This is a genomic window from Desulfofundulus australicus DSM 11792 (genome assembly GCF_900129285.1).
GTDB classification, from domain to species: domain Bacteria; phylum Bacillota; class Desulfotomaculia; order Desulfotomaculales; family Desulfovirgulaceae; genus Desulfofundulus; species Desulfofundulus australicus.
Map to the genome: position 1 here is coordinate 1 of NZ_FQUW01000042.1, position 21,274 is coordinate 21,274.

Sequence of the window (21,274 nt, forward strand, 5' to 3'; positions counted from 1 at the left end):
ATGCGGAGGAGGCTGCGCATGTGCCTCTGGAAGCAGTGGAAGCGAGTACGGACAAGGTACCGCGAGCTGCGTGCACTGGGACTGCCTGAATGGGTGGTACATGAATTCGCCAACGCTCGCAAAGGACCGTGGCGGATGGCCCACGGGCCAATGAATAGAGCCCTGGGCAACGCTTGACTTTCAGTCCCAGGGCCTGATGAGCTTAACCGAACGTTATTCTTATCTTCGTCAAGCTTGGTGAACCGCCGGATGCGGACCCGCATGTCCGGTGGTGTGAGAGGACGGGGGCTAGCCGCCCCCTCCTACTCGATTTTAGAAAAATCAGGACGGATGAAGATTATCTGAGGAAGACAGAAGTGGGGGGAGAGGGGTTATAACTATGATGGGATGGTGTTAAAAAGCGGAACCGGATGGTCCGGCGGCCAGAACCAGAGGAGGGACATTACGGAAGGGTATCAGCAGGAAATGTTTTCTCCGGAAGCGAATAATTAACAAAATTCAGTTAAGCGGGGGGAGGGTGGGGATCTTTGAGCCTGTGGAACAATATAAAAGGTAAAATCTTCGATCTTTCCCTGGATGTTCATTTGCCCGCCCTGGAATATGTCCAGGGTGGAACAGTACAGGGGGAAGTTTCTCTGAAAGCGGCGAAAATCTCCCGGCGTATAAGGGGGATCAGGTTGGAACTGCTGGAAGAATGGTGGGAAGGAGAGGAAAGTGAGAAAGGGCGTCACCAGAAAAGGGAAGTTACGTCCAGAATGGACCTGGCCGGGGAAGCAGTCATTTATCCTGATAAAGGATTAAACATTCCTTTTTCCCTGCACCTGCCCCTGAACCTGGCCATCAGCAGCGCTCATCACCACTGTTATTTACGGATTCAGGTTCTGGTTCCTTTTGCCCCCGATCTCACCCGTATGATTGAGCTGAATATAAAGCCGGCACCGGCCATAACTGCCGTTTGGGAAGCTTTATCCTGGCATCTGGGGTTTGCCTCCTGTGGTCTTACCTCTACCTCCCGGCAGCAGGTATTTAAATTCTGTTCCGGCCCGGGTACGCCAGCAGATTTCCGTCATATTGAGGATATAGAAATGATCTTTGAAAACGAGAAGGACGGCCTGCGCATTCATATGAAGGCCAAGGTAAACCTGCTGGGAAACTTTGATGCCGATAATTATTTTACATTATTTATTCCTTACGAGGAAATGTTCCGTAAGGACGGTACGGCAGCACATCAATGTATCGGAGAAAGGATCATCTGCCGCCTGCTGGACTCCTTAAAGCCGGTGGACCAGAGCCTTTTAACGGGTCGTGAACCCCGGTGTTAAAATAAAAACCATTTACAATTACTCCGGAAAATGATAAAATTTAAAGAAAGTTAGTTAACAAAATAAATATTTTATGTCCTGAACGCTTAATTCTTTACCCGAAAGAAGCGGAGGACCCATTTCCTGGGGTGAATCCCCCTGGAGAGGAGGCGTGATAGTGCGCCCGTTTTCCCGGGGGTAGGGTTATCCTTTCAACCCGAACCCGACAGCTAACTTCGTAAGCGTGGAAGGGAGGACATATGTGCTCGGGGTGGCACGGGTTACACCCATGTGCCTGTGCTGTCCCGATGACGGGTTCGCTTTCTTCTGCCCCAGGAAAAATATTCCTGGGGCTATATTTTTCCATAAGGGGGGGTATAAATGGCTATTTTCCCAATGCCTCCAGCAGGATTTGACATCGCAGAAAAACAAAACGTTTCAGCCGAGGAAAAACGCCGGATTTCACTGCAACGGGCGCAGGAACTGAAGGAAAGCATCCGTGACTACCTCCAGGTCAAGGATAAGATCCCGACCGGGCTTGATCTGGTCGAGCAGCTGGAAACAGCCCGGCAAAAAATCCTCTCTATCTTTAAGGCTGGAAAAGAACAGTGGACGGACTGGCACTGGCAGATGGCTCACCGTATTACCACCGTTGAGCAGTTAAGCCAGATTGTAGATCTGACACCCGAAGAACAACAGAGTATTGCCAGGGTGGGTAAACGCTTCCGGTGGGCAATATCTCCCTATTATGCCAGCCTGCTGGCCGTTGACCGGCCCGGAGGGCCCATATGGCTGCAAGCCGTACCCCAGGAGGCGGAATTGACCGATAATGGCGGTAGTGATGATCCCATGGCCGAAGCTTTTACCAATCCGGCTCCGGCCATAACCCGTCGCTACCCCGACCGGTTGATTATCAATGTAACCAACCAGTGTGCCATGTACTGCCGCCATTGCCAGCGGCGCCGTAATATAGGGGAAATAGACCGGCACCAGCCCAGGGAAGTCCTCATGGCTGCCCTGGATTACATCCGTAGTAATCCTGAAATCCGGGATGTGCTGATTACTGGCGGGGATGCCCTGCTGTTAAGTGATCGCTGTCTGGACTGGTTGTTGAGCGAACTTGACGCCATTCCCCATGTGGAGATAAAGCGCATTGGAACCAGGGCCATAGTAACCATGCCCCAGCGCATTACCCCCGCGTTATGTGCCATCCTGGAAAAACACCCGCCCATTTACATCAACACCCAGTTCAATCATCCCCTGGAGATTACGCCGGAAGTGAAAGAAGCCTGCGATCGCCTGGTTAAGGCGGGTGTGGTTCTGGGCAACCAGGCGGTACTGCTGAAAGGGGTTAACAACAATCCCCATGTAATGAAAAAACTCAACCAGGCGCTCCTGCGCATCCGGGTTCGTCCCTATTACATCTTCCACGCCAAAGAGGTCAGGGGAACCAGGCATTTTATTACCAGCGTGGATGAGGGTATAGAGATTATGGAAAAATTGAGGGGGTATACCTCCGGCCTGGCTGTGCCGACCTATATCATCAATGCCCCCGGCGGGCTGGGGAAAACCCCTGTACTGCCCAGGTATCTGGTTTTCCGGGATGATAAGCACGTCATCTTCCGTACCTGGGAGAAAAAAATTATCTCTTATCCCAACCACCGTTAAAGGTAATCGCCGGTGACAAACTTCCCAAGTGCCCTGGTTTTAAAGGAGGAGCGACCTGGAGTGAGCGCTGCCGGGCCAGGCCACGTACCGCGGACAGGATGTCCGCGGAGGCCACCTGAACACAGGATGTGTGAATGTGGCCGGTACCCGCCGAAGACCGGAGCCGGGGCCTTTGGGCCCGGCCAGCGATACGACCGGGAGCGACGACTAAAACCAGGGCACATCCCGGAATAATTTGTTTACAAGCCGAATCGCCGGCCACAGAATGCTGTGCCGGCGATTTATTTTTAAAAAAATAAGGGGAACGGTAATAATAACACATAACTCCGGAACAAAATAAAAAAAATATTTTGGGGAGTGATGATTGTGGAGGAATTTATCCGTTCCCGTGTTCCCTGGAGTACCGAGCCAAGCCTGAAAACGAAAACTGAAGAAGTGGGTATAGATTTTGACGAATTTATCGAGGGCTTGAAAGAAGGCAAGAGCGATGCTGAAATGGCCGCACAATTCGGGGTAACAGAAAAACTTATTTATCACCTGCGGGATAGATTTGAAAGGTATGGCCTTGGTTCCATTATGGGACAGGATTAACAGTGGATAACATTACATAAAAAGGGGGAGAGGTATATCTCACCACTCCCCCGGGATTTTACTTCAGCAGGTTCTGCTCGGCAAATAAAATCATCTGCCGGACCATATTACCGCCCAGTTTGCCACCGATGCGGCCTCCCACGGCGCCACAGGCCCGGGAGCTCAGGTCCCCCCAGTAGCCGTTTTTAATATAGGGTGTGAGTCCCAGTTCTTGAGCAATTTCGTATTTCATCTGATCTAAAATGCGGTTCCAGTTCTGGGGGGTGGTTTTACCCTCCCCCACGTGCAGGGGATATCCCAGTTCGTTGGCTATTTCAAATTTGAGGGCATCAAGACGGGAGTCGGCTGCCGGTACCAGAAGTTTATTTTGGCGATTTGGCATTCGGCAACACCTCCTCACCCTTATTATCTCCACCTGACCGGCAGTCATCCCCATAAATTAAAGACAATAAAGTAAAAAAGAGGTCCCGGATTAAAGCCGGGACCTGGTAATTTATGTTAATAAAATTTTTATTAATCCTTTCAGCACATAGCGTGCGGGTTATGCTATAATAGACGAATATAAAAAAGCGAGGCAGGGAGGGGTTAATGCTGTATCCGGAAAAATTTGCTAAGTTCGGACTTACCTTTGATGATGTTTTGCTTATCCCGGCAAAATCCGAGGTGCTGCCCGGGGAGGTGGATACCACCACCTATCTCACCCGGGATATTAAGTTGAATATCCCATTGATGAGCGCTGCCATGGACACGGTAACTGAATCCCGCATGGCCATAGCCATAGCCCGGGAAGGTGGGATCGGGGTAATCCATAAAAATATGTCTATTGAACGGCAGGCTCTGGAAGTGGACCGGGTCAAGCGCTCCGAGCACGGGGTTATTTCCGACCCCATCTATCTTTCCCCGGAGAGTCCCATCAGCGAAGCTCTGCTATTAATGGAACGTTACCGTATTTCCGGTGTCCCGGTTACGGTTAACGGCAAGCTGGTAGGGATTCTGACCAACCGGGACCTGCGTTTTGAGCGGGATTTCAGCAAACCGGTTGGGGAGGTCATGACCAGGGATAACCTGGTTACGGCTCCGGTGGGGACAACCCTGGAGCAGGCTAAGGAAATTCTGCAACGGCACAAGGTAGAAAAACTGCCCATTGTGGATGAGAACTTCAACCTGCGGGGTCTCATCACCATCAAGGATATTGAAAAGGCACGGCAATATCCCTTATCGGCCAAGGATAAGAAGGGACGGCTCCTGGTGGCGGCTGCCGTGGGGGTAAGTGCCGATACGGAAGAACGGGCGGATGCCCTGGTCCGGGCCGGAGTGGATGCCATTGTGGTGGATACTGCCCACGGTCACAGCAAGGGAGTACTGGAAACCGTGGCCAGGCTCAAGCGCAAGTATCCCGAAGTGGCTATAATTGCCGGAAATGTGGCCACTGCAGAAGGAACGCGGGATTTAATCCGGGCCGGTGCCGATGCGGTCAAGGTGGGCATTGGTCCCGGTTCCATCTGTACCACGCGGGTGGTGGCCGGAGCAGGAGTACCCCAGATCACGGCCATTTATGAATGTGCCCGGGAGGCTATGGCCCATAATACGCCCATTATTGCCGATGGCGGGATTAAATATTCCGGGGATATTACCAAGGCCATTGCCGCCGGGGCGGACGTAGTGATGATTGGCAGCCTGTTTGCCGGAACGGAAGAAAGCCCGGGCGAGATCGAAATCTATCAGGGGCGCAGCTACAAGGTTTACCGGGGAATGGGTTCCCTGGGGGCAATGAAGGAGGGCAGCAGCGACCGCTATTTTCAGGAACACCAGCCCAAGCTCGTTCCCGAGGGAGTGGAAGGGCGCGTGCCCTACCGGGGACCGCTATCGGAAACCATTTTCCAGCTTATCGGGGGCTTGCGGGCCGGTATGGGCTATTGTGGTTGCCGAAATATCCAGGAACTGAAAACCAAAACCCGGTTCATGCGCATCACGCCGGCGGGCCTGCGGGAAAGCCACCCCCACGACGTGGTTATTACCAAGGAAGCACCCAACTACAGCCTGAAATAAACAATAAACCTCTTCCTCCGGTGGAAGAGGTTTTTATTTTTATAGCTGTTGAACCTGCCATTGGAGAAAGCCCTGGTGCATAAAAAGCATTTCCTTAAAAAGTTCCAGGTCTTTTGGTGGTACTCTTTTGCCATAGCGAACCATAAGCGTGTTGGCTATGTGTTCCAGGATATCGGGATCATCGGTGGCTTCTTTTTGCATTCCCACCGACCCGAAAAGCTTGGTCAGCATTTTCTGGTACTGCCAGACATCCAGCCCCGTATTTCGTAAATCCCAGTGCCAGCAAAATTCTATGGTAATAACAATAAAATCTTCCATTACCGGGTTGGAGAAGGCCAGCTTTAAAAGCTTCCGGGCCAGCTTGTATTCCCGCCAGTCCGGGCTGACTTCGATGGCTCCCAGCTCCAGCACCCGGGGATGCTTGCTCCAGCGGCTGTAGCGGTCGGGCGGCAAAAAGGTGACGTAACCGATAACCTTTGTGCCAATGCGGGCAATGTAAACCATGCCTTCCGGCAGTTCGGCTATTTCTTTGAGGGCGGCTTTTTGTTTTTCCGGCTGCCGGAAATTGTTTAACTTTTCATCGAAGGCCAATGTATCCAGGTAGTGGGCGCTCACGGGGCCTTCCAGAACGACTATCCCCCCGGGAACAGCTACCTGAAGCGTGTTTATTCCCTCTGCACAGGCGGTGCACATAATTAATCACCTCCGATGCCCTGCCGGCCGCCAGTGACCATTGGGGAACCAGATCTAACCGTTCAGCCATGCAAAACGACAGGTGAAGAATCCTGCCCTGTTACGTTCGGGGGCTCATTTATACCGTTCAGCTTGCGTTTTTAACCACTGGCGCGTTCTCCGTTTGATCCAATTATAACCGGATGTCATCCGGCTGACAATATAATTTTTTCTGTAGAATTATGCAGGAATAAAGTGGTAAAAAGTGGTATTTATTAGCAGGGGAAACAATATAAGTCAGGGAATAGATACATTATTCCATGAGACATGAGGAGGATGGTGATTTCTGGCCATGGAAGGAAAGCTTTATTCCCTGACCGATGTATTAAAAAAGACTTTATTTTTCTTTGAATCTCTAACCGTAGCCGAATTGACCCCTTATGTGCACAAGCGGATGGTGCGCGATTACACTTTGCAGCAGGTGGAAGAAAAAGTCGTGCTGTGTTTGCGTCAACACCCCTGTTTTTTTGTGGATAACCGTAACGCCTGGCACCTGGACCTGGAGGGGAAGCGGGAAAATGATGCTTTTTACGCCCTGCTGCTCAAGCGCCAGAAACCCATGAGTTTAAAGGAGCTCAAGGGCGCCACCTGGGGGAAAAATAAGAAAAACAGGCATCTTATGGCCGAGGAAGCCAGCCTCATTTCCGATGGGCGTTTTATCCAGCTGGACAACGGTTGCTGGGGGTTGACCGAGTGGGAGGTGGAGGCCGGGCAGTACGCCCTGAAACACCTGGTCATCAAGGCCCTGAAAACCCATCCCCAGGGTTTGAGCCTGCAGCAGGTTTATGAAGTGGTCAATGCCTGGCGCCAGACCACGGTAGCTGCCGTCGAAGGGGTGCTCCGGAAGTTTCCCTATTTCGAGCTGGTGGGGGAAGGGGTGTGGACCTACAACCCCGGTATACAGTCGGCCTACGAGGCCCTGACGAAACGCTACCTGGCTGCTTTGAACCGCCAGAAGGAGCGCTGGCACCGGGACCGGGAGCGCTGGCGCAGGAAGATCAGCACGCTGGAACAGCAACTGCAGGAGGTCAATGCCGCCTACCGGGAAGCGGCAGCGGCCCTGGCCCAGCGGGCGGAGGAAGTGGCCCAGCACGAGTACCTGGTAACCCAGATGGCGGAGAAGGATTTGCTCCTTTCCCTGCGCAAGAAGGAAATACTGCGCTACCGGGAGCACATCAACAAGCTGGAAGCCAAGGCCAACAGTATCCTGCATCAATGCCGCCTGTGGGTGAAAAGGGCCCGGGATGGCGAGCAGGAGATCGCCCAGCTGCGCCAGATGCTGGCCAAGAACCAGGCCAGCCTGGAAACCATGTTCACCAAGCTGCAGCAATATAAAGAGCGGGATCGGGAAAACAAGAGTAAGATAGCCGAGCTGAAGGAACAGCATGCCACCAGGGTGGCGGAACTGCAGACGGAAATCGTTGAACTCAGGCAAAGACTGGAGCGGGTTCAGGAAATGGCCCTGCAGGAGGAAAGGCAGTTGCGGGAAGAGATCAGCGTTTTAAGCAACGACCTGAAAGAGGCGCTGGAAAAAGGGGAGGAGGTACAGAGGTCCCTGCGTTTTACCCAGAAGGAACTGCAGCGCTGCCAGGAACAGTACCGTCGCCTGCAGGGCAGCCTGAAAAATCCCCTGGTCAGGCTGGTCATCCGTTTTTGTTCCTGGTTTGGAGGACCGACAGGACAGCCGGTTTAAAGCCCGGGGCCGCACCGGAAGGGTGGGCCCCAATTTTGCGCCTGAATGTTCTACAGCAACCCGCTCCTGAAAACCCCACAGTCCTGTGCCGTGGTTCGAACGGACGTTTGAGAAGGCGAGTACTGGTTACATAGTCCTGATGCGGGATCAAAATAAACTGTACGGGTGGTCAACCTCACGCGGCGAACGGCTCCGCCCGGTAATTTAACGTGCAGTGGTGGATGGAGCTAACCTTCCATAAAGAACAAAAGACCGGGCGTCTTGAGAATGGACGTCCGGTTTCCCAAACACTGCTTCCCTACTGGCTAGTGATCTTCCAATACAGCTTTGGGTCTATCAAACCTGGCCCATTCTTCGGCGAAAGACATAGAATCCAATCACTGCACCGAAAATGATGATTAACAAAACAATTAGGGGAAGCTTAAAAATGTTCTTATTATCGGTTTTATTTGGATAACCTGCTAAAGAGTTCGGATTCTCGCGGAATTGTTGTAAGACAGGGCCTACGGTTGATACCACCTTGTCCCGTGAATAAATTTCTCCACTCCTCAAGCCGTATGCTTCCTTCCAGTCTCCATGAATAAACGGTACGAGATACTCTTCACCTTCTTTCACAACTAATAAAAAGGTGGTATGTAAAGGCATAACCGTGAAAAATGCATAATCTTCAATGGCATATACCCCTGCTTTGCCCATGAAATCTGCCAAGCGGGAGCTATCGGAGATGAGAGAGAGCGTTTGTGAAGAAAGGTATCCACCTAATTCGGAAAACTCCCATTTTCCTTGAATCTTTTCAACCCTAAATGAGCCCACAAACTCGCCGCTTTTTTTGTTTATTACTGGAAATTCCCATGCATATGGGCACTGCTTAAGTAGTTTGGTCAAGGGATCGTTCTTCATTAATGCTTGGAACACAGACTCGTTAGGGATAAATACTTTAACTGGCCTACCGGGTGTCAAGTTGGTTGGATCATTAACCTCTGCAAGTTCAGCCCGGTTTAACTCATCCTTATTGCGAACCATGAAACCAAGCGGGTTCTTTTCTTTAATTGCTGCTTCTATTTCAGTTTTTTCAGGTGCATTTTCGAACGATGGTGTGTCGAATATCTGCTTAATGGAAGAGAAAGAAGCAAAGGTTGGTACCGTTAAAACCACACAGAAAAGAGTTAGGCTAATCAGCATAATTAGCATTGTTTTACTTTCCACTGGGTCTCACTTCCTATATGAGGTTTTATTTTGTTTTGTTTAATTGCTTTCCCCTGGTTGAAATGTGGTGCCCGCTCCTATGGTATAATTGGAGTATAAAGGGAAACCAAACCCTGTGTCTATAACATAACTTAAAATCCGGCAAAAGTTAATTACCCGAGATTAAAATTGTTTTTTTTGGGGGATTTCATTTCAATGAAAAAAATCCTGGTAGCCGACGATGAGGTTAAGATCAGGGAACTGGTGCGTCTGTATCTGGAAAGAGAAGGTTTTGCGGTGGTGGAGGCCGCCGATGGAGCCGCTGCTTTGGATTATCTTGCCCGGGAGCATTTTGATCTGGTGATTCTTGATCTCATGATGCCCAGTACCGATGGCTGGACGGTGTGCCGGGAGATGCGCAAGCGGGATAACCCGGTGCCCATCATCATGCTTACCGCCCGGGGTGACGAGATTGACCGGGTGCTGGGGCTGGAAATGGGGGCCGATGATTATGTGGTTAAACCTTTCAGCCCCCGGGAACTGGTGGCCCGGGTGAAGGCGGTCCTGCGCCGATACGGCGGGGGAAAAAACGAGCCGGAGGTTCTTGTTTATGACGGTTTGACCATCGACCCCCTTTCCCACAGGGTGGAAGTGAACGGGCAGGTGGTAAACCTGACGCCCAAAGAATATGATTTGCTCTACACAATGGCCCTGTCTCCGGGCCGTGTATTCACCCGGGAACAGTTGCTGGAAAAGGTCTGGGGTTATGATTTCTTTGGTGAAGCGCGGACGGTGGATACCCACATTACCAGGCTCCGGGAAAAGTTGTCCCGGGTTCCGGGGGCACCCCAGTGCATTGTCACCGTCTGGGGCGTGGGATATAAATTCGAGGTGAACAGATGAAGCTGCGGGGAATTGTCGGGAAACTCTGGCTGGCCATGCTGGCCCTGGTGGTAGGGGTTCTGGGGCTGTCGGCGCTCATTCAGGCCGGCATACTGGAAAAAATTTATTACCAGCAGCAGGTAAGCCGGCTGGTGGAGCAGGGTGAAAGGCTGGCCGGCCTTCTGGTTGAACAGCAGGATCCCTACCTGGCCGCCCGGCAGGTTGACCTGCTGGCCAGGTTGATGAACGCCAGCGTAATGGTGGTTGACCCGCGGGGCTACGTCGAGCACTGGCAGGCCATGGGGATGGGAAAAATGATGCCCCATATGGGGGGGCCTCCATGGTCCAGGGGCAACCAGGGGTGGGAGGCGCCGCGCCGCGGCAGGACGGGCAGCGGGCAGGCCTTCAATCCCGGACCCGATCCGGGAGCCGGGAATGGAGCGTACTGCAGTTACGGTGAAGAGGGCAGCCTGGCTGCCATGATGCCCTTTGACCGGGAGCAGATCCAGCAGGTACTGGCCGGGGAAAAGGTCGTGCGCCGGGAGTATAATCCCTTTTTTAATACCGATGTGGTGGTGGCGGGTATCCCCCTGGTCAGGGATGATCAATTCCTGGGGGCGTTGTTTATCCATGCCCCGGTGGCTCCCCTGGCCGCAAACCTCAAAGCCCTGCAGCAGTCCAGCCTGTATGCCCTGGTCCTGGGGGCGGTAATGGCCACCCTGCTTGGTCTTTTCCTCTCCCGCACCCTGGCCGGGCCCCTGGTGGAAATGGACCGGGTAGCCCGGGCCATGGCCCGGGGGGATTTTGCCCGCCAGGTGACGGTACGCTCCCGGGATGAAATTGGGGACCTGGCCCGGTCGCTGAACACCCTTTCCCGGGAATTGCAGGAAAAGATATCCGCTTTGCAAAAGATCGACGCGGCACGCAGGGAATTTGTGGCCAACGTTTCCCACGAACTGCGCACACCTCTGACCATCATACAGGGCTATACCGAAGCCATCCTGGACGGCCTGGCCCGGGATGAAGGCCAGCGCCGGGAGTACATGCAAAACATCCTGGAAGAAATTTTACGCCTGCGCCGGCTGGTGGATGACCTCCTGGATCTCCGGCGGATGGAGTCGGGGCAGTTCACCCTGCGCAAGCAGCCGGTGGATATGGGGGCCCTCGTTCACCAGGTGGTGGAGCGTTTTGCCGGCGTGGCCGGGGAAAGGGGTATACACCTGGAGGTTCAATTGCCGGATGATTTACCGCCGGTTTGCGGCGACGGCGACCGCCTGGCTCAGGTGCTCTATAACCTGATTGATAATGCCCTGAGGGTTACACCCGCCGGCGGCCGGGTGGAGGTTGCGGCCCGGCAGGGAGCCGGCAGGGTGGAGGTGGCCGTAAAGGATACGGGTCCGGGAATTCCGGCCCATGAAATACCCCTGATCTGGGAGCGGTTCTACAAGGGAGACCCTTCCCGCCGCCGGGCCGGGGGCGGGAGCGGCCTGGGCCTGGCCATTGCCAGACAGATCATCGACCTGCATGGCGGGGAAATTAAAGTGGAGAGCGAGCCGGGGCGGGGAGCTGTCTTTACCATCACCCTGGATACCTATAAGAGGACGGAGGCGTGAAAACGGTACCGGTTTTGGATGTCCTGCCTGGCCGTGGTGCGGTTTCGCTGCCCGCCCTGATAACGGGCGGGATGAAAAGAGGGCAGGTACCCTTTTAGGTACCTGCCCCAGAATGTTGACAAACGCTTTATGTGCCCTGGTTTTAAAAGAGGAGCGACCTGGAGTGAGCGCTGCCGGGCCAGGCCACGTGCCGCGGACTGGATGTCCGCGGAGGCCACCTGAGCACAGGATGTGTGAATGTGGCCGGTACCCGCCGAAGACCGGAGCCGGGGCCTTTTGGCCCGGCCAGCGGTACGACCGGGAGCGACGACTTAAACCAGGGCACATCCCAGAGATGCTTTTGTCTACGTCCCTCACGTGCAATTTGAGAGGGCAGGTTCCCTTTAGATACCTGCCCTCTTCTTACCTATCTTAACTGCCTGTGGAGGGAGCGGGGTTGGGGTTGCTGTTCCAGCCGCCTCTCATCCCCCAGCCGGGGCCCATTCCCCAGCCGCCCCTCATGCCAAAGCCAGGGCAGTTGCCCGGGCCAAAGCCGGCAAACCTGTCGGGATTCTGGGCAAAGAACTCCTGCCTGGCGTCCAGGTTGGCCTTAATTTGCTGGCCCTGTTCCGGGGTCAGCCGGCCGTATTCCACGTATTTGTCAATCATCTGCTTTTTCAGATCGATTATTTGCTGGTGCAGGGCGGTTAGCTCCTTGGCCTGCTCCGGGGTAAGGGTGGCGGATATCGTTGCTGCCAGGGCCGGGACGGCCATGGCCAGGACCAGTACGGTGGCCAGGATGATCACCAGTTTCTTTTTCATGGAATTCACCTCCCTGAGCTGGAATTCTTGTCTGGGGTTATTATACCCTTCATTTATTACAAAGCGGTTGGGAAACTGTTACAATTTTGTTACGGGGCTTATAACTGATATTATGAAAAGAAATCATTTTTCCCGGGAGAATTATGTTATAATTCTGGCAGCAAGCTGGTTAAACGGGGTGTCAAAATGGCAGATAAAGAAGACAGGATGGTTATCTTAACTGATAGCATTTCCCGAGAAAAAATTTCTATAGATCCCATGACCAGAAAATTCTATCTGGAACTTTCTGAACCATCCCTGGAGGATAACCGGGCCGATGTGGACAGGCTGGCGGCGGCTGTGGAGAAATTGCTGGGACCGGTGACTGTACCCCTGGAGCTCATGCGCCGTATTCCAGGTGTTTTAAGGGATGCCTGCTGGCGGGTCACGGTTACGGTGGGGATGGTAGCACCGGGAGTGTGGAGCCTGGTGGATGTGGAGCCGGGGAATACAGTAAGGCGTCATTATGGCCTGGCCGTGGATATCGGCACCACCACCGTGGTGGTTTACCTGGTGGACATGCATAACGGGCAGATTCTGGGTAAAGCGGCGGGTTATAACGGGCAGGTTGCCCTGGGCGAGGATATCCTCACCCGCATCTATCTGGCGGGTACGCCCGGGGGGCTGGAGCAGTTACAGCGGGCCGTTCTCGATACTTTAAATGACCTGATCGGCCGGCTGGCCGGCGAGCATGGGCTGGCCGGGCGCGAAATCAGCGCCGTTGCCGCAGGGGCCAACAGCACCATGGTCCATCTGTTTTTGGGGCTGGATCCCTCCCGTATCTGCATGGCCCCCTATATACCGGTGGTAAATAATCCGGGCTTCATTCCTGCCGGGCAGCTGGGCCTGAAAATCAACCCCCTGGCGCCCGTTTACTGCCTTCCCTCTGTGGGCAGCTATGTGGGCGGGGACGTAGTGGCGGGTGTGCTGGCCAGTGGTTTACACCGCCAGCCGGAACTTGCCCTGTTTGTTGACATCGGCACCAATGGGGAAATTATCATGGGTAACCGGGACTGGCTGGTGGGTTGTGCCGGGGCTGCCGGGCCGGCCCTGGAGGGCGGTGTGGCGGAGTGCGGTATGCGTGCTGAACCGGGAGCCATAGACAGCATTTCCATAGATCCCGGTACCGGCAGGGTCCGCTACACAACCATTGGCGGCGCGCCTCCTGCAGGCATCTGTGGCTCCGGGCTGGTGGACTGCCTGGCGGAGCTGCTGCTGGCCGGTATTGTCGACCGGGCCGGTCGTTTCAGGGATGGGCGGCGGGAATTCGTGGTGGTACCTGCGGCGGAATCTGCCACCGGCAGGGACATTGTGGTGACCCAGGTGGATATTAACAACCTCATGCGCACCAAGGGGGCGGTTAATGCCGCCCTGGAGCTGTTGCTGGAGAGTGTGGGTTGCGAGCTTTCCGACATCGACCGCTTTTATGCCGCCGGTGCCTTCGGCCAGTACCTGCATCTGGAATCGGCCATCACCATCGGCCTTTATCCCGATTTGCCCCGGGAGAAAATGATTCGCCTGGGTAACGCTTCGGGAGAAGGAGCCCGGCTGGTTTTACTCTCCAACCGGAAGCGCGAGGAAGCTGAGGCCATCGCCCGTAATATAACCTACTTCGAGCTGAACGCCAACCAGGTTTTTATGAACAAATTTATCGGGAGCAAATTTTTACCCCATACCAACCTGGACTATTACCCCACGGTAAAGGCAAAGCTTGTTGAGCGGGGGCTGGTGGGGGACGGGGAGAGCTAAAAGTATGGCCCGGCATACCTGCCGGGCTTTTTATTTACTTTTAAATAAGCGGACAAATGTTTCCCGCTTTCGGGTCGCCGGTATACACCCCGCCGGTAGGGGCAAATATATGGTTGTGGTAATTTTAACGGGGTGTTAAGCATGGAGCGAGAGCAGCGTATTATTTACTTTGATAATGCAGCCACCTCCTGGCCCAAACCTCCAGAAGTGCTGGCGGCTATGGAGAACTGCCTGCGCCATGTGGGGGCCAACCCGGGACGAGCGGGGCACCGCCTGTCCCTGGAAGCCAACCGGCTGGTGGACGAAACCAGGAGAGAGCTGGCTGCCCTGTTCAATATCCGTAATCCCGAGCGCATAGTTTTCGGCCTGAATGCCACCGAGGCCCTGAACCTGGCCATCAAGGGTTTGCTCCGGCCGGGGCAGCATGTGGTTACCAGTTCCATGGAGCACAATTCCGTTACCCGTCCCCTTCATGTCCTGCAGGAACGGGGGGTGAAGGTAACCAAGGTGCCCTGCGATCATACCGGTGCCATCCGGGTGGAAGATGTGGCGGCGGCCATCCGTCCTGATACCGCTGCCATTATTATAACCCACGCTTCCAATGTTACCGGAACCATCATGCCTGTGGCCGAAATCGGCCGCCTGGCCCGGGAAAAGGGGTTGTGCTTTATAGTGGATGCCGCCCAGACGGCGGGTGTGCTGGATATTGACGTGGAGTACATGCACATTGACCTGCTGGCTTTCCCCGGCCATAAAAGCCTGCTGGGCCCGCCGGGGACAGGCGGGTTGTACGTGGCCGAAGGGGTGGAGCTGGTCCCGCTGAAAGAGGGGGGTACCGGGAGTTACTCGGATGTGCCGGGCCAGCCGGAGGAATTGCCCGAACGCTACGAGAGCGGTACCTTGAACACTGTAGGCCTGGCCGGCCTGGGGGCGGGGGTTAAATTTATCCGGCGGGAGGGCATGGAGAAAATCCGGCGGCACGAGCAGGAGTTAACCGGGCAGCTTCTGGAGGGCCTTGAGAAAATTGAGGGGATACGGGTCTATGGCCCGCGCAGTGCCTCCAGCCAGGCCCCGCTGGTTTCCTTTGCGGTAAAAAACCGGCCGGCGGGGGAAATCGGCACTATCCTGGACCAGCGTTATGGCATTGCCTGCCGGGCCGGCCTGCACTGCGCCCCCGATGCTCACCGTACCCTGGGTACCTTTGAGCAAAAATTGGTCCGTTTCAGTTTTTCATACTTCAACCGTCCGGAAGAGGTGGATTACGCTCTCAGATGCCTGGAGGAGATTGTCAAAAAGGACATTCCGGCACCGCAGGGCAGCAGTGGCTGCGGGTGTTAGCGGGCATGGAGAAGGGGGAACCCTGCAACGTGGTTCCCCCTTGCTTATCCAGCGCTTACAGGGCTAAATCAAACTTTTACGTTGGCCTGGATCCACTCGACGATGGCTTCCAGAGGGGTGCCGGGAGTGAACAGCTCTTTAACCCAGCCGCCCTCCTTGAGGGCCTTAATATCATCCTCGGGTATGGTACCTCCCCCGATGACCAGGATGTCATCGGCACCGTTTTCCCTGAGCAGTTGCGTTACCCGGGGAATAAGGGTCATGTGGGCCCCGGAGAGAATGCTCAAGCCAACCACATCCACATCTTCCTGAATGGCGGCCTCCACTATTTGCTCCGGAGTCTGGTGCAGGCCGGTATAGATTACCTCCATACCGGCATCACGCAGTGCCCGGGCGATAACCCGGGCCCCGCGGTCATGGCCGTCGAGGCCCGGTTTGGCAATGAGAACTCTGATCTTTCTGGCCATTATTTTTTCCCTCCTAACCAGTCAGGTAGTCAGTAAAATCCAAAGGTAAGGTTTTCGCGGTTTCCTTTTAGAAAGTTGGCTTCTCTTTGTACTCTCCGAACACTTCCCGCATGACCTGGATTATTTCACCTTCGGTGGCATAAGCCCGCACGCAGTCCAGGATGTAAGGAATGACGTTCTCCGTTCCCTCACAGGCCCGGCGCAGGGCATCCAGGGTTTCCCTGACCCGGATGTTGTCACGCTCCCGGCGCAGCTTTTGCAGCCGGGCAACCTGTTCCTGCTCAATCCTGGGGTCGATTTTCAGGATTTCGATTTCCAGCTTTTCATCAGGGTTAACAAATTCATTGACTCCCACCAGAATCCGCTGCTTGCTGTCCAGGGCCCGCTGGTAACGGTAAGCGGCGTCGGCAATCTCCTGCTGGAAGAAATTCTGTTCAATGCAGGCCAGCACACCGCCACGCTTTTCAATTTCTTCAAAATATTTTTCCGCTTCTTCTTCCATCTTGTTGGTCAGGGCCTCCACGTAATAGGAGCCGGCCAGGGGGTCAATTACGTTGGCCACTCCCGTTTCGTAGGCCAGGATCTGCTGGGTACGCAAAGCAATCTGAACCGCCTTTTCCGTGGGCAGGGCCAGCACTTCGTCCATGGAGTTGGTGTGCAGGGATTGGGTACCGCCCAGGACGGCGGCCAGGGCTTCATAGGCGGTGCGTACAATATTGTTCTCCGGCTGCTGGGCAGTCAGGCTGCAACCGGCTGTCTGGGTATGGAAGCGCAATAGCCAGGAGCGCGGGTCCTTGGCGCCGTATTTTTCCCTCATGCGGCGTGCCCAGATACGGCGGGCGGCCCGGTACTTGGCAATCTCCTCAAAAAAGTCGATATGGGCGTTAAAGAAGAAGGAAAGGCGGGGAGCAAATTCATCCACATTCAGCCCGGCTTTGATGCCTGCTTCCACGTAGGCAAAGCCGTTGGCCAGGGTGAAGGCCAGTTCCTGTACCGCAGTAGAACCGGCTTCCCGGATATGGTAGCCACTGATGCTGATGGTATTCCACTTGGGTACGTGACGGCTGGCGTAGGCAAATATATCGGTGATCAGGCGCATGGAAGGCTCCGGCGGGAAAATCCAGGATTTCTGTGCGATGTATTCTTTGAGAATGTCATTCTGGATGGTTCCGGTGAGCTGTTCCGGCCGTACGCCCTGTTTTTCGCCGGTGGCAATATACATACACCAGATAACGGCAGCCGGTGCATTGATGGTCATGGAGGTGCTCACTTTATCCAGGGGGATGCCTTCAAAAAGGGTCTCCATATCCTGGAGGGAGTCGATGGCCACACCCACCCGGCCTACTTCGCCCAGTGCCCGGGGATGGTCGCTGTCGTAACCCATGATGGTGGGCATATCAAAGGCCACGCTTAACCCCGTCTGCCCCTTCTCCAGCAGGTACTTGTAGCGTTTGTTGGATTCTTTAGCCGTGGCAAACCCGGCAAACTGGCGCATGGTCCAGAGCCGGCCCCGGTACATATTCCTGTAAACTCCTCTGGTAAAGGGATATTCCCCGGGGAATCCCAGGTCCCGTTGGTAGTCAAGATTTTCGATGTCCAGGGGGGTATACAGATCCTTAACCTCCATACCGGACACGGTTTCAAACAGGAAGTCCCGGTCCTTCATCTGCTCCCGTTTTTCCCGCCATTTCTCCAGGCCTTCCCTGATTCCTCTGGTTTCACCGTTATTCATTGCATTAATCCTCCTTTCCAGGACTTTTTAATGACTTCCATGGCCGCCGAGTACGGATCCAGCTGGCGTGCAGCCACCCTTTCGATCAGGTTCTGGTAGTGCCTGTCCAGATCCCGGTTAATCAGGTGTGTGAGCTGGTGCTGAATAATTTCCGCCAGTTCCCGGCGCACCTTTTCCTTAGTGGTTTCAACCCTGTTATCCTTACGCCAGGCCCTGTGCTCCTTAATGGTAGCCCACAACTCCGGGATGCCCCGGTGATCAAGGGCAATGGTGGTGAGAACCGGAGGGCGCCAGCCGCTGGCCGGGGTGCTCATGTCCAGCATGGCTTCGATATCGGTGACCATTTTACCCGTACCATCGAGATCGGCCTTGTTGATTACGAATATATCGGCAATTTCCATTATTCCGGCTTTTATGGTCTGAATATGATCCCCCGCCTGGGGGGTAAGGACAACCAGGGTTGTATCCGCGTGGTGCATGATATCCAGCTCCGACTGGCCGACCCCCACCGTTTCCACCAGGATAACTTCACACCCGAAAGCGTCCAGTACCCTGATGGCATCCCGCGTAGCTTCAGCCAGGCCGCCCAGGTTGCCCCGGGTACCCATGCTGCGGATGAACACTCCCCGGTCGGTGGCGTGTTCCTGCATCCTGATGCGGTCGCCGAGGAGGGCCCCCCCTGAAAAGGGGCTGGTGGGATCTACCGCAATTATGCCCACCTTCAGACCCTCACCGCGGATCTCCCTGGTCAGTTCATCGACCAGCGAACTCTTACCCGCTCCCGGAGATCCGGTAATACCCACCACATGGGCCCGGCCGGTGTAGGGATATATTTGCTTTAAAATTTCCCTTTTTTCCGGAGCATCATTTTCAATTAAAGTAATTATCCTGGCCGTACTGCGCCGGTCACCCTGGAGCATTTTTTCCACGAGATTGTTCATGGGCTCCCCTCCCTAGTACTCAATACCCTTCCTGGCATCAACGCCGTCATAATAGGGATGGTTGATCAGCTGCATTTCGGTTACCACATCGGCGGCCTTGATAATTTTGGGGTGGGCATAACGGCCGGTAAGAACCAGTTCCACGTGGGGTGGTTTATTTCTGATCAAATCCAGGACTGCCTCCAGGGGAACCAGATCAAAATCAACGGCTACGTTGATTTCATCCAGGATAACCAGGTCATAATTGCCTTCCATGATTACCTTGCGCGCTTTATCCAGGCCCTGCCGGGCCAGGGCAATGTCTTCGGGGGAAGGGTTTTCCTTGTCCACGAAAGTTTCCAGACCTGACTGCACAATGGTCAGATCGGGTAAATACTTTTCAGCTGCTTTAATCTCGCCATACTCCTTGCTCCCTTTCATGAATTGAAGCATATATACCCGGTAACCGTGGCCGATGGCCCGGAGGGCCAGCCCCAGGGCAGCGGTGGTCTTGCCCTTGCCGTTGCCGGTGTATACATGTACAAATCCTTTCTCCAGTCGCCGGTGGCTCATGGTCTTACTCCTCTCTTTCTCTATTAAAAAATATCTTGCCGCAGCGGTTGCGGTTTTTATTTCAGCAGGTTCTTGGCAATGACCAGCCGCTGGATCTGGTTGGTGCCTTCGTAGATCTGGGTGATCTTGGCGTCCCGCATGTACCGCTCCACGGGGTATTCCTTGCAGTAGCCGTAGCCGCCCAGGATCTGCACCGCGTTGGTGGTGACGAACATGGCCGTATCCGTGGCGTACATCTTGGCCATGGAAGCTTCCTTGGAAAGGGGCAGCCCTTTGTCTTTGAGCCGGGCGGCCCGGTAAACCAGCAGCCGGGCGGCATCGATGCGGGTGGCCATGTCGGCCAGCATGAACTGGATGGCCTGGAACTCCGCTATGGGCCGGCCGAACTGCACCCGCTGCCTGGCGTACTCCAGGGCCACGTCAAAGGCCGCCTGGGCAATGCCCAGCCCCTGGGCGCCGATACCAATGCGCCCGCCGTCCAGAAGGGCCATGGCCACCTTGAAGCCTTCCCCTTCCCGGCCCAGCACGTTCTCCCGCGGCACCCGGGCATTCTCAAAGATCAGCTCCGCCGTCGGGTCGCCGTGCAGGCCCATTTTTTCCTCGATTTTCCCCACGCTGAAGCCCGGGGTGTCCTTTTCAATTAAAAGGCAGGTAATGCCCTTGTGCCCCCTGCCCGGGCTGGTGCGCACAAAGGTGACGTAGAGGTCGGCTTCCCCGCCGCTGCTGATGAAGATCTTGCTGCCGTTGACGATGTAGTAATCCCCTTCCAGCCGGGCGCTGGTGGACAGGTTGGAGGGGTCCGACCCGGCGTTGGGCTCGGTGAGGGCGAAGGCTCCCAGCCACTCGCCGGTGGCCAGCCTGGTCAGGTACTTCCGCTTCTGCTCTTCCGTGCCGTGGTAGAGCAGCGAGAAGCATCCCAGGGAGGTGTGCACCGCCAGGATCACGCCGGTGGAGGCGCAGGCCCGGGAGATTTCTTCAATGGCCATGATGTAGGTGAGAAAGTCGCACCCGGCCCCGCCGTATTCTTCCGGAATGGGGATGCCCATCAAGCCCAGTTCGGCAAGCTTTTGTATGTTCTCCCGGGGGAAGCGGTGTTCCCTGTCGATTTCCGCCGCCCGGGGGGCGAATTCATTCTGGGCCAGCTTGCGCACGGTGTCGCGGACCATCAGTTGTTCTTCGGTGAGGTCAAAGTCCAGGGTCATTTCCGTTCAGCTCCTCGTCTTTTCAGTTATCGTTTTTTCAGTTATCGTTAGTATTTATCAATTTGCCACTAGAGGGCGGCGGTCGTCCTCTAAGGAGCGACATTGCGGAGGGCCGGCTACGAAACACGGCGCCGCCGAGGTTAGCGAACCGGCAGCGCGAATCGCGCTGGTAGCAGTATCGAGATAATGATCGGACTGCTCAGGGTTATAGTTATTCATGAGGAAAGTAGACTCCCGGCGCATATGCAGCGCTGCCAGGTTCGCTCCGAGGCCAGCCGATGTTTCGTCCGGCCCGCAGCACGGAGCGACGGGGGACGACCGCCGTCCCGACAGTTTTGCGACAGTATCCTGCTAATCGTCTACCCGCACCAGCACGGCATCGCCCTGGGCGGCACCGCTGCAGATGGCTGCGATACCCAGCCCGCCGCCGCGCCGGCGCAGCTCGTAGATGAGCGTCATCAGGATGCGGGCGCCGCTGGCCCCGATGGGGTGGCCGAAGGCTACCGCGCCGCCGTTCACGTTTACCCTGTCTTTGGGCAGGCTGGCAATCTTCGCGCTGACCAGGACCACGGCGGCAAAGGCCTCGTTCACTTCGAAAAGGTCGATGTCATCCACGGTCAGACCTTTTCTGGCCAGCAGCTTGTTGATGGACAGCCCCGGTACGGTGGCGATGTACCTGGCGTCCTGGGAGACCGAGGCGTGCCCCAGGATGGTGGCCAGGGGTTTTATGCCCAGCTCG

The 21,274-nt window shown here is 55.2% G+C and carries 18 protein-coding genes, 1 pseudogene and 1 riboswitch; of the genes and pseudogenes, 9 read left to right on the forward strand and 10 right to left on the reverse strand.

What is annotated here, in order from left to right:
* The first annotated feature begins 527 nt into the window (after positions 1–527).
* From BUB44_RS13100 to BUB44_RS13110, 3 genes are all read left to right on the forward strand, one after another.
* Positions 528–1,322: a sporulation protein gene (locus BUB44_RS13100; protein WP_073167100.1), complete on the forward strand. Its 795-nt coding sequence runs from the start codon at positions 528–530 to the stop codon at positions 1,320–1,322.
* A gap of 73 nt (positions 1,323–1,395) precedes the next feature.
* Positions 1,396–1,561, forward strand: a riboswitch (cyclic di-AMP (ydaO/yuaA leader).
* A gap of 136 nt (positions 1,562–1,697) precedes the next feature.
* On the forward strand, positions 1,698–2,969 hold the full coding sequence (gene eam / locus BUB44_RS13105; protein ID WP_073167118.1) for a glutamate 2,3-aminomutase: 1,272 nt from the start codon (positions 1,698–1,700) through the stop codon (positions 2,967–2,969).
* 366 nt (positions 2,970–3,335) lie between these two features.
* Complete coding sequence (locus BUB44_RS13110; RefSeq protein ID WP_027357510.1) at positions 3,336–3,560, forward strand: helix-turn-helix domain-containing protein; 225 nt, start codon at positions 3,336–3,338, stop codon at positions 3,558–3,560.
* A gap of 58 nt (positions 3,561–3,618) precedes the next feature.
* On the opposite strand, the gene BUB44_RS16020 is transcribed toward BUB44_RS13110, so the two are convergent.
* Positions 3,619–3,942, reverse strand: coding sequence for an alpha/beta-type small acid-soluble spore protein (locus tag BUB44_RS16020; RefSeq protein ID WP_073167101.1), 324 nt, complete (start codon positions 3,940–3,942; stop codon positions 3,619–3,621).
* 209 nt (positions 3,943–4,151) lie between these two features.
* Here BUB44_RS16020 and guaB point away from each other — a divergent pair, with 209 nt between their 5' ends.
* Positions 4,152–5,609 (forward strand): IMP dehydrogenase, encoded by a 1,458-nt coding sequence (gene guaB, locus BUB44_RS13120; protein ID WP_027357512.1) that lies wholly within the window; start codon positions 4,152–4,154, stop codon positions 5,607–5,609.
* A 39-nt stretch (positions 5,610–5,648) separates the two neighbouring features.
* On the opposite strand, the gene BUB44_RS13125 is transcribed toward guaB, so the two are convergent.
* Complete coding sequence (locus BUB44_RS13125; RefSeq protein WP_073167104.1) at positions 5,649–6,302, reverse strand: GNAT family N-acetyltransferase; 654 nt, start codon at positions 6,300–6,302, stop codon at positions 5,649–5,651.
* 331 nt (positions 6,303–6,633) lie between these two features.
* On the opposite strand from BUB44_RS13125, the gene BUB44_RS13130 reads away from it, so the two are divergent.
* Positions 6,634–8,034: a phage-shock protein gene (locus BUB44_RS13130; RefSeq protein ID WP_073167106.1), complete on the forward strand. Its 1,401-nt coding sequence runs from the start codon at positions 6,634–6,636 to the stop codon at positions 8,032–8,034.
* 336 nt (positions 8,035–8,370) lie between these two features.
* On the opposite strand, the gene BUB44_RS13135 is transcribed toward BUB44_RS13130, so the two are convergent.
* Positions 8,371–9,240 carry a hypothetical protein gene (locus tag BUB44_RS13135; RefSeq protein ID WP_073167108.1) on the reverse strand — a complete coding sequence of 290 codons (870 nt, stop codon included), beginning with the start codon at positions 9,238–9,240 and terminating at the stop codon, positions 8,371–8,373.
* Positions 9,241–9,435: 195 nt separating this feature from the next.
* On the opposite strand from BUB44_RS13135, the gene BUB44_RS13140 reads away from it, so the two are divergent.
* Both BUB44_RS13140 and BUB44_RS13145 read left to right on the forward strand, forming a co-directional pair.
* Complete coding sequence (locus tag BUB44_RS13140) at positions 9,436–10,122, forward strand: response regulator transcription factor (RefSeq protein ID WP_073167110.1); 687 nt, start codon at positions 9,436–9,438, stop codon at positions 10,120–10,122.
* Positions 10,119–11,714, forward strand: coding sequence for a sensor histidine kinase (locus tag BUB44_RS13145; RefSeq protein WP_073167113.1), 1,596 nt, complete (start codon positions 10,119–10,121; stop codon positions 11,712–11,714). The genes BUB44_RS13140 and BUB44_RS13145 overlap by 4 nt, the downstream gene beginning before the upstream one ends.
* A 411-nt stretch (positions 11,715–12,125) precedes the next feature.
* Here BUB44_RS13145 and BUB44_RS13150 read toward each other — a convergent pair whose 3' ends face one another.
* A complete protein-coding gene (locus tag BUB44_RS13150) occupies positions 12,126–12,515 on the reverse strand; it encodes a YckD family protein (protein ID WP_051618263.1) in 390 nt (129 codons plus the stop codon).
* Between the two features lie 186 nt (positions 12,516–12,701).
* On the opposite strand from BUB44_RS13150, the gene BUB44_RS13155 reads away from it, so the two are divergent.
* Both BUB44_RS13155 and BUB44_RS13160 read left to right on the forward strand, forming a co-directional pair.
* Positions 12,702–14,303, forward strand: coding sequence for an ASKHA domain-containing protein (locus BUB44_RS13155; protein WP_083543249.1), 1,602 nt, complete (start codon positions 12,702–12,704; stop codon positions 14,301–14,303).
* Positions 14,304–14,462: 159 nt separating this feature from the next.
* Positions 14,463–15,641, forward strand: a complete 1,179-nt coding sequence (locus tag BUB44_RS13160) for an aminotransferase class V-fold PLP-dependent enzyme (RefSeq protein WP_073167124.1) — start codon at positions 14,463–14,465, stop codon at positions 15,639–15,641.
* Between the two features lie 68 nt (positions 15,642–15,709).
* On the opposite strand, the gene icmB is transcribed toward BUB44_RS13160, so the two are convergent.
* The 6 genes and pseudogenes from icmB to BUB44_RS13190 form a co-directional block, all read right to left on the reverse strand.
* On the reverse strand, positions 15,710–16,108 hold the full coding sequence (icmB, locus tag BUB44_RS13165) for a coenzyme B12-dependent isobutyryl CoA mutase small subunit (RefSeq protein ID WP_027357519.1): 399 nt from the start codon (positions 16,106–16,108) through the stop codon (positions 15,710–15,712).
* A 67-nt stretch (positions 16,109–16,175) separates the two neighbouring features.
* Positions 16,176–17,774 carry an acyl-CoA mutase large subunit family protein gene (locus BUB44_RS13170; RefSeq protein WP_375167439.1) on the reverse strand — a complete coding sequence of 533 codons (1,599 nt, stop codon included), beginning with the start codon at positions 17,772–17,774 and terminating at the stop codon, positions 16,176–16,178.
* Positions 17,775–17,836: 62 nt separating this feature from the next.
* Positions 17,837–18,781 (reverse strand): methylmalonyl Co-A mutase-associated GTPase MeaB, encoded by a 945-nt coding sequence (meaB, locus tag BUB44_RS13175; protein ID WP_027357521.1) that lies wholly within the window; start codon positions 18,779–18,781, stop codon positions 17,837–17,839.
* A 12-nt stretch (positions 18,782–18,793) separates the two neighbouring features.
* Complete coding sequence (cobO, locus tag BUB44_RS13180) at positions 18,794–19,357, reverse strand: cob(I)yrinic acid a,c-diamide adenosyltransferase (protein WP_259502223.1); 564 nt, start codon at positions 19,355–19,357, stop codon at positions 18,794–18,796.
* A 32-nt stretch (positions 19,358–19,389) separates the two neighbouring features.
* Entirely contained in the window at positions 19,390–20,529 is a 1,140-nt protein-coding gene (locus tag BUB44_RS13185; RefSeq protein WP_131821633.1) for an acyl-CoA dehydrogenase, read from the reverse strand.
* Between the two features lie 357 nt (positions 20,530–20,886).
* Positions 20,887–21,274, reverse strand: a pseudogene (locus BUB44_RS13190) (acetyl-CoA C-acyltransferase); the annotation flags it as partial.